The organism is Mycobacterium sp. Root135, from assembly GCF_001426545.1.
Classification (GTDB): Bacteria; Actinomycetota; Actinomycetes; order Mycobacteriales; family Mycobacteriaceae; genus Mycobacterium.
Genome location: NZ_LMEZ01000010.1, coordinates 22,505 through 35,553, shown reverse-complemented (window position 1 = coordinate 35,553; position 13,049 = coordinate 22,505). Strand labels below are relative to the sequence as shown.

General features: G+C 68.3%; 14 protein-coding genes. 7 read left to right on the top strand and 7 right to left on the bottom strand.

Translation table 11 applies throughout. From position 1 onward, the window contains the following. Positions 1 to 3: 3 nt before the first annotated feature. Entirely contained in the window at positions 4 to 2,151 is a 2,148-nt protein-coding gene (locus tag ASD37_RS28980; protein WP_056560131.1) for a 3-hydroxyacyl-CoA dehydrogenase NAD-binding domain-containing protein, read from the top strand. A 24-nt stretch (positions 2,152 to 2,175) separates the two neighbouring features. Here the strand turns inward: ASD37_RS28980 and ASD37_RS28975 are convergent, their stop codons facing one another. Beyond that, a complete protein-coding gene (locus tag ASD37_RS28975) occupies positions 2,176 to 3,372 on the bottom strand; it encodes an FAD-dependent monooxygenase (RefSeq protein WP_056560128.1) in 1,197 nt (398 codons plus the stop codon). Between the two features lie 75 nt (positions 3,373 to 3,447). On the opposite strand from ASD37_RS28975, the gene ASD37_RS28970 reads away from it, so the two are divergent. Continuing rightward, entirely contained in the window at positions 3,448 to 3,990 is a 543-nt protein-coding gene (locus ASD37_RS28970) for a TetR/AcrR family transcriptional regulator (protein ID WP_056560125.1), read from the top strand. On the opposite strand, the gene ASD37_RS28965 is transcribed toward ASD37_RS28970, so the two are convergent. The 3 genes from ASD37_RS28965 to ASD37_RS28955 form a co-directional block, all read right to left on the bottom strand. Further along, complete coding sequence (locus ASD37_RS28965) at positions 3,987 to 4,412, bottom strand: pyridoxamine 5'-phosphate oxidase family protein (protein WP_056560123.1); 426 nt, start codon at positions 4,410 to 4,412, stop codon at positions 3,987 to 3,989. The two genes, ASD37_RS28970 and ASD37_RS28965, sit on opposite strands and share 4 nt — an antisense overlap. Positions 4,413 to 4,459: 47 nt before the next feature. Next, the gene (locus ASD37_RS28960) at positions 4,460 to 5,185 is read right to left on the bottom strand and encodes a GAF and ANTAR domain-containing protein (RefSeq protein ID WP_056560121.1); all 726 of its coding nucleotides are present in this window, start codon (positions 5,183 to 5,185) and stop codon (positions 4,460 to 4,462) included. A gap of 66 nt (positions 5,186 to 5,251) precedes the next feature. Then, positions 5,252 to 6,034 (bottom strand): GAF and ANTAR domain-containing protein, encoded by a 783-nt coding sequence (locus tag ASD37_RS28955; RefSeq protein WP_056560120.1) that lies wholly within the window; start codon positions 6,032 to 6,034, stop codon positions 5,252 to 5,254. Positions 6,035 to 6,112: 78 nt separating this feature from the next. Here ASD37_RS28955 and ASD37_RS28950 point away from each other — a divergent pair, with 78 nt between their 5' ends. Beyond that, on the top strand, positions 6,113 to 7,102 hold the full coding sequence (locus ASD37_RS28950) for an LLM class F420-dependent oxidoreductase (protein WP_056560119.1): 990 nt from the start codon (positions 6,113 to 6,115) through the stop codon (positions 7,100 to 7,102). Here ASD37_RS28950 and ASD37_RS28945 read toward each other — a convergent pair. The 3 genes from ASD37_RS28945 to ASD37_RS28935 are packed head-to-tail and all read right to left on the bottom strand — an operon-like array spanning position 7,099 to position 11,388. After that, positions 7,099 to 7,443 (bottom strand): VOC family protein, encoded by a 345-nt coding sequence (locus ASD37_RS28945; RefSeq protein ID WP_056560117.1) that lies wholly within the window; start codon positions 7,441 to 7,443, stop codon positions 7,099 to 7,101. The two genes, ASD37_RS28950 and ASD37_RS28945, sit on opposite strands and share 4 nt — an antisense overlap. After that, positions 7,440 to 9,089, bottom strand: a complete 1,650-nt coding sequence (locus ASD37_RS28940) for a DNA repair helicase XPB (RefSeq protein ID WP_056560115.1) — start codon at positions 9,087 to 9,089, stop codon at positions 7,440 to 7,442. The genes ASD37_RS28945 and ASD37_RS28940 overlap by 4 nt, the downstream gene beginning before the upstream one ends. A 43-nt stretch (positions 9,090 to 9,132) precedes the next feature. Next, positions 9,133 to 11,388, bottom strand: coding sequence for a helicase-associated domain-containing protein (locus ASD37_RS28935; protein ID WP_056560109.1), 2,256 nt, complete (start codon positions 11,386 to 11,388; stop codon positions 9,133 to 9,135). 74 nt (positions 11,389 to 11,462) lie between these two features. On the opposite strand from ASD37_RS28935, the gene ASD37_RS28930 reads away from it, so the two are divergent. From ASD37_RS28930 to ASD37_RS28915, 4 genes are read left to right on the top strand one after another with little or no spacing between them, the layout of a single operon-like run. Further along, positions 11,463 to 11,654, top strand: a complete 192-nt coding sequence (locus ASD37_RS28930; protein ID WP_200960029.1) for a hypothetical protein — start codon at positions 11,463 to 11,465, stop codon at positions 11,652 to 11,654. Positions 11,655 to 11,656: 2 nt separating this feature from the next. Continuing rightward, a complete protein-coding gene (gene moaC / locus ASD37_RS28925) occupies positions 11,657 to 12,145 on the top strand; it encodes a cyclic pyranopterin monophosphate synthase MoaC (protein ID WP_255354953.1) in 489 nt (162 codons plus the stop codon). Then, positions 12,142 to 12,621 (top strand): molybdenum cofactor biosynthesis protein B, encoded by a 480-nt coding sequence (locus ASD37_RS28920; RefSeq protein ID WP_056560103.1) that lies wholly within the window; start codon positions 12,142 to 12,144, stop codon positions 12,619 to 12,621. Before moaC ends, ASD37_RS28920 begins: the two co-directional genes overlap by 4 nt. Next, a complete protein-coding gene (locus ASD37_RS28915; RefSeq protein WP_056560098.1) occupies positions 12,618 to 13,046 on the top strand; it encodes a molybdenum cofactor biosynthesis protein MoaE in 429 nt (142 codons plus the stop codon). The genes ASD37_RS28920 and ASD37_RS28915 overlap by 4 nt, the downstream gene beginning before the upstream one ends. Positions 13,047 to 13,049 lie beyond the last annotated feature (3 nt).

Genomic DNA, 13,049 nt, shown 5'->3' with positions numbered 1-13,049 from the left:
GCAATGGCTGAGAACACGATTCAGTGGGACAAGGATGCCGACGGCATCGTCACGCTGACGTTGGACGACCCCACCGGTTCGGCCAACGTGATGAACGAGCACTACAAGGAATCCATGCACAACGCCGTGGACCGGCTTGTCGCAGAGAAGGATTCGATCACCGGTGTGGTGATCGCCAGCGCGAAGAAGACCTTCTTCGCCGGCGGTGACCTCAAGGGCATGATGAACATCGGTCCGGACGACGCCGCCCAGGCGTTCGAAGAGGTCGAGTTCATCAAGGCCGACCTGCGCAAGCTGGAAACCCTCGGCAAGCCGGTGGTCGCGGCCATCAACGGTGCCGCGCTTGGCGGTGGCCTCGAGATCGCGCTGGCCACCCACCACCGCATCGCCGCCGACGTCAAGGGCGTGGTGATCGGTCTGCCCGAGGTCACCCTCGGCTTGCTGCCCGGCGGCGGCGGCGTTGCCCGCACCGTCCGCATGTTCGGCATCCAGAAGGCCTTCATGGAGGTCCTGAGCCAGGGCACGCGATTCAAGCCCGGCAAGGCCAAGGAAATCGGACTGGTCGACGAATTGGTCTCCAGCACCGAGGAATTGGTGCCTGCCGCCAAGGCGTGGATCAAGGCCAATCCAGAGGCGCACACCCAGCCGTGGGACGTCAAGGGCTACAAGATGCCCGGCGGCACGCCGTCGCATCCCGCGCTGGCGGCCGTTCTTCCGTCGTTCCCGGCGCTGCTCAAGAAGCAGCTCAAGGGTGCCCCGATGCCGGCCCCGCGTGCCATCCTGGACGCGGCCGTGGAAGGTGCGCAGGTCGACTTCGACAGCGCCACCCGCATCGAGAGCCGTTACTTCACGCACCTGGTCACCGGCCAGGTCTCCAAGAACATGATCCAGGCGTTCTTCCTGGATCTGCAGTCGATCAACGGCGGCGGATCGCGCCCCGACGGGATCGCCAAGCAGGAGATCCGCAAGATCGGCGTTCTCGGCGCCGGCATGATGGGTGCGGGCATCGCCTACGTCTCGGCCAAGGCCGGCTTCGAGGTCGTGCTCAAGGACGTGGAACTCGAAGCGGCACAGCGCGGTAAGGGCTACTCGGAGAAGATCGAGGCCAAGGCGCTCGAGCGCGGCAAGACCACTCAGGAGCGCAGCGACGCGCTGCTGGCCAGGATCACCCCGACGGCCGACGCCGCCGACTTCGCGGGCGTCGACTTCGTCATCGAAGCCGTCTTCGAGTCGGTTGAGTTGAAGCACAAGGTCTTCCAGGAGATCGAGGACGTCGTCGAGCCCAACGCGCTGCTGGGGTCCAACACCTCGACGCTGCCCATCACCGGTCTCGCGGCCGGGGTGAAGCGCCAAGAGGACTTCATCGGTATCCACTTCTTCTCCCCGGTCGACAAGATGCCGCTGGTGGAGATCATCAAGGGCGAGAAGACCTCTGACGAGGCGCTGGCCCGGGTGTTCGACTACACGCTGGCCATCGGCAAGACCCCGATCGTGGTCAACGACAGCCGTGGCTTCTTCACCAGCCGCGTCATCGGCACCTTCGTCAACGAGGCGCTTGCGATGCTCGGCGAGGGCGTGGTTCCGGCCAGCATCGAGCAGGCCGGTTCGCAGGCCGGCTACCCGGCACCGCCGCTGCAGCTGTCCGACGAACTCAACCTCGAGCTGATGCACAAGATCGCCGTTGCGTCGCGCAAGGGCGTCGAGGAAGCCGGCGGCACGTACGAGGCGCACCCGGCCGAGGCCGTCGTGGAGAAGATGATCGAGATCGGTCGTCCGTCGCGGCTCAAGGGTGCCGGCTTCTACGAGTACGCCGACGGCAAGCGCGTCGGCCTGTGGTCGGGCTTGAAGGACGCCTTCAATTCCGGCACCACCGAGCTTCCGCTGCAGGACATGATCGACCGGATGCTCTTCGCCGAGGCGCTCGAGACGCAGAAGTGCATCGACGAGAACGTCCTGATGACCACCGCGGACGCCAACATCGGGTCCATCATGGGCATCGGCTTCCCCCCGTGGACCGGTGGTTCGGCGCAGTTCATCGTCGGCTACGAGGGCCCGCACGGCGTCGGCAAGGCCGCCTTCGTGGCCCGCGCCAAGGAGCTGGCGGAGCGTTACGGCGAGCGGTTCGAGCCGCCGGCGTCGCTGACCAGCTAGTCGTTTCTCGATGCGGGCGCCGCGCTACGGATAGCTCGGCGCCCGCATCGAGTCGTACAGCCGGATGCCCTTGTCGTTGAGGTTGGCCACGGTGCTCGTGACACGTTGGGGGAGCAGCGAAATCATGCGTCCGACCGCGATCAGTGCCCACACCCCGAGCGACGACGACGGGATGAGCGTCTTGGCCACGGTGGCAGCCAACGCCCGGCTGTGCGCCACGGGATCGGCCATCGCGCGTTCGTAGGCGGCGAAGGCGGCAGCGTGGTCTCCGCCTGCCCTCTCGAGTTCACCGGCGAGGACGTACGCGCCGAGCACCGCCAGGCTGGTGCTGCCGCCCACCGCGGGTCCCGGGCAGTACCCCGCGTCGCCAACCAGCGTCACGCGGCCCCGCGACCACGTCGTCAGCTCGAGCTGCGTGATGGAGTCGAAGTAGAACGAACCTGACCCGTCGAGTTCGGCGAGCCAGCGGTCGACGATCGGGGACATCCCGGTGAACTCTTCGCGAAGGAGTCGCCGCTGCGTGGCGTGGTCGCGATGGTGGTAGTCCAGCGGTGTCGGTCGCCGAAAGATGAACACCGCGCGGGCGTCGTCGAGGTGGTCGGCGGTGTAGAGCATCGCCTGCTTGCCAACGTCGACGACGCCCGTCAACTCCCCCGCCCTCGCAAGGGTTTTCGGCACCGAGAGCACCGCGAGGTACCCGCCGAGGAAACGGGTGTGGCCGGCGTCGGGGCCGAACACCAGTTGGCGCACACCGGAATGCAGCCCGTCGGCGCCGACCACGACGTCGAAGGAGCGGGGTGCGCCGTTGGCGAACGTCACGTCGCCGTCGTCGCCGACGGCGGTGATCTCGTCACCGAAGACGTACTCGACGTCGTCGCGGGTGGCGTCGTAGAAGATCTGGCTGAGGTCGTCACGCATGATCTCGACGTGCCGGTCGGAGATGGTCCGCTGCAACTTGAGGTAGTCCAGGTCGACGGTGCGCGTCGAGCCCGCCCTGGTGAGGGCGATTCGGGTGGTGCCGGTGGTCCTCTGCTCGATCCGTGGCAGGACGCCCATCTGCTCGGCGATCTCCATCGCGGGCCGGAACAGGTCGATCGCGTGTCCGCCGGTCTTGCGTAGTGCCGGGGCCCGTTCGACCACGGTGACGTCGAATCCGCGGCGCGTCAGCCAATAGGCCAGCACCGGTCCGGCGATGCTCGCTCCCGAGATGAGTACCCGCATGACGATTCCCCTTACTTAACGGTCGGTAAGTTACGGAGGCAGCTTACCTACCGGTCGGTCAGCTAGGGTGGCTACGTGAACAAGCCCGTCTCGGACACCCGGCAACGCATCCAAGACGTCGCCCGCGAGTTGTTCGGCGAGAAGGGCGTCCAACGCACCAGCCTGCAAGACATCGCCGCCCGCCTCGGTATCACCAAGCCGGCGCTCTATTACCACTTCAGCTCACGCGAAGAGCTGATCCGCAGCATCGTCCAACCATTGGTCGACGACGGGGAACGGTTCGTCGCCGAGCAGGAGGCCCGCGCCGCCGACGTCACATCCACCGAGCTGTTGGGCGGATTCTTCGACTTCCATCATCGGCACCGCGCCGACCTGATGCTCGTGCTGACCGAACTCCCGATCCTCGCCGACCTTGGACTGGTCGACACCATGCTCGCCTGGCGGGAACGGCTGGTACGGCTGATCTTTGGGCCGAATCCGACCCTGGCGCAAGCCACCCGCGGCGTCATCGCCTTCGGTGGCCTGCAAGACTGCTCGATGCACTTCCCCGACGTGCCGGTCGACGAGCTTCGCAGCGTCGTCCTGGATGGTGCCCTCGCGGCGCTGGGAGTGGTCTAGAAGGCGCCAAGGTCGGCCGACAGCCAGTGCTCCGGTTTCATCCAGATCGCCACGTTCTCACCAAGCTCCTTGCGGGCGAACTCGAGATACGCCTCCGCCGCCTCGGGGCTGAGATAGCGCCGCGTCATCTCCACCAGTTGCGCGTCAGTGGCCGGTTCGATGCGACTGACGGCTCCGTCGACTGCGACGTACCGCGTCGTCGGCTCCGTGCGCTCCACCATGAGCGAGAAGAACCCGTTCGCCTCGATGAGGCGGGCCTTGTGCGAGCCGGGGCCGGTCAAGATCCACGGCTCGCCGCCCGGGGCGTACTGGTACCAGATCGGCACCGTCAGCGGCCCACGCGCGTCACCCGCGTAGACGGACAATGCAGCGACGTGTGGCTCGGCGAAGAACTGTTCGCGTTCGTCCTTGGTAAGCGCCATGAGTGAGGCTAGCCGCAGGACGCCCGTCGCAAACCTCCCGATCGTGGCTAGGCGGAGGGGCCGAGGATGTCACGCGTCGACGTGCCGTCGACGACGTCACGGCACAGGTCGGCGAGCCGGCGGTTGGTCCGGCGGGCATGTGCGCGAAGCAGATTGAAGGCCCGATCCATGTCGACGGAGCCGCGTTCGGCGAGCACGCCCTTCGCCTGCTCGATGATCAGGCGGGTGTTCAGTGCCGTCTGCAGTTGCTGGTTGACGAGTTCGGATCGGCTCAGGACCCGTTGATGGAGGATGCCGACCGTGGCGACGTCGGCCAAGGCCTGCCCAACGGCGACGTCGGCCTGCTGCATCGGACCCGTCTCACCGAGGAACAGGTTCAGCGCACCGACCCGGTCGTCGCGCAACCGCAAGGGCAGCGCAACGACCGCCTTGTAGTGGTACTCCGCCGCGCGTTCGGCGAACACGGGCCACGTCGACGAGCTGGCCGCGAGGTCCGGAACGTGGACGGCCTCGCCGGTCCGGTAGGCGTCAAGGCACGGGCCGACGTCGGCCTCGACCTGAAGTAGCTCCAACAACCGGCTCTGCTCGCTGCTCGACGCGAACACGTGCAGCACGCCTGCGGCGTCACCGAGCAGAATGCCCGCCGCGCTGATCGGCAGCAGCGTCATGATGCTGTCGATGAGCTGCTGTGCCAGCTCGATGACGTCGTAATCTGCGACCAGGGTGTCCGCCAAGCCGACGAACGCATTCGCCAGCCGCTCGTAGCGATCCATCGCAATTCCCTTCGTTCCAACCAATTTTCCCACGGCATGCCGTGCGGCCCATGTCTTCCGGCGCTGTCAGTTTCGAAGCGCGACCTCGGGGTTGGCGTCGGGGTCCTGGCCGAAACGCAGTCGCCTGTCGACGACGGCGTGCGCGACGTCGTCGAGCAGCCGGTGGTGTGCGTACGCGTACGCCTGCATCCTCACGTAGGCATCGCGGGCGGAGACGTCGAGCTGGGAGACGAGCATCCCGGTGGCCTGATGGATCTCCTTGGTGCTCAGCGGCTGGTCCCACCACGGGCCGAGCGACTCGCCGAGCCGACCGTCACCCCCCGCGGCCAGCAGGACCGCCGTCACGACCTCGGAGACGGCCAACGCGTCGGCGAAGTCCTTCGAACCCAACTCGGCCGCCTCGTCGCGGTACAGGTCGAGCACGCCGACGCGGATGGCCCCCAGCTGCAACGGCAGGGCATACAGGGCTCGAACCCCGAACTCGACGGCCTCGGCGGCGAAGGTCGGCCACAAGCCGTCCGGATCGGCCATGTCGGTCACCGTCATGGGGCCGCCCGCGGCCACCGCGTCGACCCCCGGCCCCTCACCCAACGTGATCTGCACCCACTCGACGTGCTCGGCGACGGGGTCGGTGGCGCACAGCACTTCGAGGCCCGCGCCGTCCACGTGGATGGCTATTGCCGCACGATCGACGGGGAGTGCCGCCACGCAGGCGTGCGCGAGCTGGTAGGGGGCGCTCCGACCGGCTTGCGGGCTGTTCAACGCGGCGACGAAACGGGACCGTGCGTCCGACGGATCGGTGGAGTCCACGTCGTCGTCCACCACCCTCGCCGCGTCCGGCGTCGACACCGCCGAACGGCGGACGCATACACCACGGTCGACACTACGGCGCACCGTCGACCGGTGACACCGCCTAGAGTCGGATTCATGCGCTTCGGACTCTTCATCCCGCAGGGTTGGCGACTCGATCTGGTGGACATTCCCACGGAACGGCACTGGGAGGTCATGCGTGACCTCGCCGTCCACGCCGATGGCGGGGCGTGGGATTCACTCTGGGTGTACGACCACTTCCACACCGTCCCGGTGCCGACCGACGAGGCGACCCACGAGGCGTGGTCGTTGATGTCGGCGTACGCGGCGACCACGACGCGCGTCAAGCTCGGGCAGATGTGCACCGCGATGAGCTACCGCAATCCGGTGTACCTCGCCAAGGTGGCCGCCACGGTGGACGTGATCTCGGGCGGTCGGGTGCAGATGGGCATCGGCGGCGGCTGGTACGAACACGAGTGGCGCGCCTACGGTTACGGATTCCCCTCTGCCGGTGTGCGATTGGCTCGCCTCGACGAGGGCGTGCAGATCATGCGCGACGCCTGGCGTGACGGCCGAGTAACCCTGGACGGCAAGCACTATCAGGTCGACGACGCGATCGTCGCACCAAAGCCGTTGCAGCAGGACGGCATCCCACTGTGGATTGCCGGCGGCGGTGAGAAGGTGACGTTGAAGATCGCCGCCAAGTATGCGCAGTACACCAACTTCACCTCGGAGCCCGACGGATTCAAGCACAAGTCGAAGGTGCTCGAAGAGCACTGCGCGAACGTCGGGACCGACTACGGCTCGATCGTCCGGTCGGCGAACTTCAACGCCGTCATCGGCACGTCGGAGGCCGACGTGGCCGATCGCGTCGAACGGATCAGGGCACGCCAGGTCACCAAGGCGGACCCGGAGGCGGTCGACGCCATGCTCGCCAACGCCACCTCGCCCGACGCGGCCACCGGCACCCCGGAGCAGGTGATCGAGCGGCTGACTCGACTGCGTGACCTCGGCTGCGAGTACGCGATCCTCTACTTCCCCGAGGCGGCCTACGACCGTTCGGGCATCGAGCTCTTCGAGCGAGAGGTCATCCCGGCGCTGAGCTAACGGTGGCTCAGGACGTTGACGACGTTGCCCGACGGATCCTCGAAGAAGAACCGCCGCACGCCCCACTCCTCGTCGGTCAACGGGTGCACGATGGCCAAACCCGCCGACACCGCCGCGGCGTGGGCGGCGTCTACGTCGCCGACCTCCACCGACACGTCGGGGTTGACGGGCGCGGTGAGATCTTTCGTCACGAGGCTGATCTGGCGACCGTCGTCATCTGCCAGCGTGAGGATCCAGCCGTGGTTCATCACCTCGGTCAGGCCCAATGTCTCGACGTATGCGGCGCGGGCGACGTTCAGGTCGGCGACGGTCAAATTCGGCACCACCCGCCGCACCGTCATATCGCCGGGCCGAGCAGATCGTCCGCGTCCTTGATGACGTACCCGTAGCCCTGTTCGGCGAGGAACCGCTGGCGGTGCGCGGCGTACTCGGCGTCGAGGCTGTCGCGTGACACCACGGAGTAGAAGACCGCACCGCCGCCGTCGGCCTTGGGTCGCAGCAGCCGGCCCAAGCGCTGCGCCTCCTCCTGACGTGACCCGAACGTGCCCGAAACCTGCACGGCGACACTGGCTTCCGGCAGGTCGATCGAGAAGTTGGCGACCTTCGACACCACCAACGTCTGAATCTCACCCGTGCGGAAGGCGTCGAACAACACTTCGCGTTCGGCGTTCTTCGTCGACCCCTGGATCACCGGCGCGTTGAGCTCGCGGCCCAGCTCCTCCAACTGGTCGAGGTACGCACCGATCACCAGCGTCGGCTCGCCGGGATGGCGGGCCAGGATCGACTTCACCACCGCCACCTTGGTGTGCGCCGTCGAGCAGAGCTTGTAGCGCTCCTCGGGCTCGGCCGTCGCGTAGATCATCCGCTCGTTCTCGGTCATCGTGACGCGGACCTCGATGCACTCGGCCGGGGCGATCCAGCCTTGGGCCTCGATGTCCTTCCACGGCGCGTCGTAACGCTTGGGGCCGATGAGGCTGAAGACGTCTCCCTCGCGGCCGTCCTCGCGGATCAGGGTGGCCGTCAGCCCGAGTCGGCGGCGCGACTGCAGATCGGCCGTCATCCGGAAGACCGGGGCGGGCAACAGGTGCACCTCGTCGTAGATGATCAGGCCCCAGTCGCGGCTGTCGAACAGCTCGAGGTGCTTGTACTCACCCTTGGTGCGACGCGTGATCACCTGATACGTCGCGATCGTGACGGGGCGCACCTCCTTGCGTTCGCCGGAGTACTCCCCGATCTCCTCTTCGGTCAGCGAGGTGCGGGCAATCAGCTCGCGCTTCCACTGCCTGCCTGCGACGGTGTTGGTGACCAGGATCAGCGTCGTCGCGCCTGCCTTGGCCATCGCCGCGGCGCCGACGATCGTCTTGCCCGCGCCGCACGGCAGCACGACGACACCCGAGCCGCCCGCCCAGAACGAGTCGGTGGCCATCTGCTGGTAGTCGCGCAGCACCCAGCCGTCCTGCGCCAGCTCGATGGGGTGGGCCTCGCCGTCGACGTAGCCGGCCAGATCCTCCGCGGGCCAGCCGATCTTGAGAAGAATCTGCTTGATGTTTCCGCGGTCGCTGGCGTGCACGATGACGGTGTCGTCATCGATGCGCGCACCAAGCATGGGGGCGATCTTCTTGTTGCGCAGCACCTCTTCGAGAACCGCGCGGTCGAGGCTGACCAGCACCAGCCCGTGCACCGGGCTCTTCACCAGCTGCAGGCGGCCGTAGCGCGCCATCGTGTCGACGATGTCGACCAGCAGCGGCTGCGGCACCGAGTACCGCGAGAAGGACACCAATGCGTCGACGACCTGCTCGGCGTCGTGACCGGCCGCGCGCGCGTTCCACAGGGCCAGCGGCGTGATGCGGTAGGTGTGGATGTGTTCTGGTGCGCGCTCCAGCTCGGCGAACGGTGCGATGGCCGCCCGCGCCGCGCCCGCAAGCTCGTGGTCGACCTCGAGCAGCACCGTCTTGTCGGACTGGACGATCAGTGGGCCTTCGGTCATGCAGGATCTCGCTTCGCTTGTCGCTGCTCGGTCATCCCACCCATTATCCCGGCTCCGCCGACATGACCGACGTCACGCGGTGGATCGCGAAGTCGCGCACCCGGCCTGCGGCCGAATCGTAGGCGGTGAGCTGGCCGCCCCGGACGTTGATCGGGGCGACGACGCGTTGGGTGGCGACCCCCGCGGGGTCGACGTAGCCGATGACCACCGACTCCTGCCGGTGCGCGGCGCCGTGCAGCTGCGCCATCGCCTCCGCCGGGTCGAGGCGGGACCCGTCGGCCGGGGAGCCGGTCATCTTGCGCAGCACGGCGACGATCGCACCCAGTGTCTGGGCCGTCGGCCCCTGCGGTGGGCGGTAGCCGCGCCTGCGGCCGGGAGTCGGCACCCGCGCCCCGCGCGACTTGACGTCCACGATGGTGCCCGACGAATCCTCCGCGGCGGGGGCGAAGCCCGCGGTCCGTAGGGCGGCGAGCAGGTCGTTGATCGGCGACATCGACACGGCGACGGTCGGGGCCAAGGCCCGGATGTCCAGCTTCTCGAGCGCCGGAGCGGAGATGGCTTGAGTCAGCAGCGCGGGGTCCTCGCAGCGGACGAACGACGCCGCCATGCCGACCCTGAGCTGGCCGTGGCGGCGCGCCACGTCGTCGATCAGGTACGTCAAGCCTTGCGGTACAGGTGTTTTCGAGTGACGGGCGAACAGCCCGTGCAGCTCGCTGGCGCTGAGACCGGTGTCGAGGGCGCGACGGACTGTCTGCTCGCTAATCCGGTACACCATCGCGGCGCCAGCCGACTCGACGTTCGCCACGACCGAAAGTTGTTCGGCCAAGCCACGATCCAGCGGACCGGGGACCACGACGGTCAGGTCGGCTTGCAACAGGAAGTGGTCGATCGGCGCGGGCAGCACCTTGGTCATCGCCGCGACGACGACGTCCTCCGGCTCTGATGTCAGCAGATGGCGGCTCGGGGTGGCGATCGCACCCCTGCCGATCGCGCCGACGGCATGGGCTTCGGCGACCAGGTCGGCGACCGGCTTGAGCTGAAGGCGGGCGGCCCAGCGCGGCCGCCGCCACGTCATGGCGGCCGAGGCCCCCGCCGCGTCGACGCCCGTGCCAGGAGGCAGGTCGGCGAGCGTGGCCAACAGCAGTCGGCGATCCAGCGGCGCCGCCGTCGAGTACAGCGAATCCGACAGCACCGCATAGGGTTTGCCGTCGGGTCCGCGTTCGCCGACGAGACCGGGCCGAGCCGGAAGGTCCAGCCAGGCCGAGGCGATCAGGTTCCATCGCACGGCGTTGGAGGATTCGACGAAGCGGTCGGCGGCCAGCGTCGGCGCCCAATATGGCCCGGTGCCGTCGAGCGGATCCGGCTCGGGAATGCCCGCCGCGATCAAGCCCGCCGCCGAGGCCACCTCGAGGATGAGGCCGAGCCGGTCGTCGGCTATCCCGGTGGTCTTGCTGAGGCGCTTCAGTTCGCGGACGCCGAGGCCGCCGCTGCGGAGTTCGGGGATCGGCGCAGTGGACAGCGCGTCGAGTACGACGTCCACTTCGCGGAGCAGATCAATGGCGGACCCGGCCGCGGCCGCGTCCACGTCGGCCACCGACGTCGACGACGTGGCCGGATTCGGTGGCGTCAGCCCGAGGGGGCCCGGCGCTTCGCCGCGCATCACCTGCCCGACGAGGCGCGGCAGGATCACGGTGTCCTCGTCGACGTGGCGCAACAGCCCCATCGCCAGCAGCCGTTGAACCGGCCGGTCGGCGGGGGTGCCCTGGGCCGCGTCGCGGGTGCGCCCGATCGGTGACCCGTCGACGAGCCGCTCCAGCAGTTCGCGCTGCGGACCGTCGACCTCGTCCACCAGTTCGGCGATGCGCGCCGCGTCGGGTCCGTCGGCCTCGAGGGTGACTTGGCCCGGATGCCAAGGAAGGCCAGCGGCGCACTCCGGTGTCACCCGGATCGCCGCGTCGCCCCACGCCAGCGCGCGCGCCCGCAGGTTGTCGAGGGCGGTGGCCACGTCGTCTGGATCCGCCCGGTCGCCGATCAGCTCCGTCAGCGCGGCCATGGGGACGCCACCACTGTCGGCCTTCAGGACCAGCAGTGCGTCGAGCGTCGCCAGTGCCAAGAAGTCGAGGCCGTCGGTCGCGGCCTTCACCGATTGCCTGGCCTGCGCCCTGGCGGCCAGCGCGGAGATGGAGCCGGGCGGGGGTTGGGCGAGATCCGGACGCAGCTCGAACAGGCGGACGAGCTCACCGTCGGTCAGCTCGTCCAGCCAGGCGCCCAACGGCACGACACGAGCTGATTCGGACATTGGTTACCAGCGTAGGCCAGGTGGCCTCAGACGCCGGTCTCGCCAGCGCGCTCACCGCCTGCCACAATGTGAACGTGGCCGACAAGAAATCGCAGAAGAACCACTACGTCGACAACGGCTGGCCCGTGAGCGCCGACGGTGACCACGCGGTCAGCGAGCTCGCCGCCGACCGTACCGGCGCGCTGTCGCCCTTCGGCGAACTGACGTTCCCGTTGCCGGTCGAGGACCTGCCGTACACGCACCCGGTCACCGTCATCAACAAGTAGACGTGACGGCCCGCCCCGGTCGACTGTCGCACCTGGACGAATCGGGGGCGGCGCACATGGTCGACGTGACCGCCAAGGACGCCACCAAGCGCACGGCCGTCGCGACGGGCGTCCTGCGAACCCGCGCCGACGTCGTCGAGTTGATCGCGACCGGTGGGCTTCCCAAGGGCGATGCGCTGGCGACGGCCCGGATCGCCGGGATCCTCGCCGCCAAGCGCACCAGCGACCTCATTCCCCTGTGCCACCAGTTGGCGCTCACCGGCGTCGACGTCGAATTCGCCATCGGCGCAACGGAAGTCACGATCACGGCGACCGTTCGCACCACCGACCGCACCGGCGTCGAGATGGAGGCGCTGACCGCGGTCAGCGTCGCAGCCCTCACGCTCTACGACATGCTCAAGGCCGTCGACCCTGCCGCGACGATCGACGCCATCGCGGTGGTGCGCAAGGACGGCGGCAAGACGGGTCACTGGGAGCGGGACCAGCAGTGACGCGGTCGGCACGCGTGATCATCGCGTCCACGCGCGCGGCCAACGGCGTCTACGACGACCGCACCGGCCCGGTCATCGTGGCGTGGCTGACAGCTCGCGGATACGACGTCACCCCACCGCACGTGGTCGCCGACGGACTGGCGGTGACCCGCGCACTGTGGACCGCACTCGGCGAGAAGGTCGACCTGATTCTGACCTCCGGCGGCACCGGCATCTCGCCGACCGACGGGACAGCCGACGCGACGGCCGCGATCGTCGACTTCGAAATCCCCGGCCTGGCCGACGCAATCCGGCGGTCGGGCCTGCCGCACGTACCCACCTCGGTACTGTCCCGCGGGGTCTGCGGTGTGCGCGACGGCACACTGATCGTCAACCTGCCGGGATCACCCGGCGGCGTGAAGGACGGACTCGGGGTGCTGGCCGACGTGCTCGAGCACGCCCTCGATCAACTCGGCGGAGGAGACCACACCCCATGAGCGCGATCGTGCTGCGGGCCGAACTGAGCGACCAGGCGATCGACCTCGCCGAGCACGAAGCACTCGTCGTGCACCGGGCGGCAGGGGCCGTCGTCGGCTTCGTCGGCGCGGTCCGCGACCACGACGGCGGCCGGTCGGTGACCAGACTCGAGTACTCCGCGCATCCGACGGCCAACCAGATACTTGCCGAAGTGGCCGCCGAGGTCGCCAGGGACTGCCAGGGCGTGCGAGCGATCGCCGTGAGCCACCGCGTCGGCACGCTCGACATCGGTGACGCGGCGCTGGTGGCAGCCGTCGCCGCCGATCACCGCAGAGCGGCGTTCGAGACGTGCGCGCTGTTGGTGGACACGGTCAAGGCGCGCCTGCCCGTGTGGAAGCACCAACTGTTCGTCGACGGATCCGACGAGTGGGTCGGTTCGGCCTAGCCC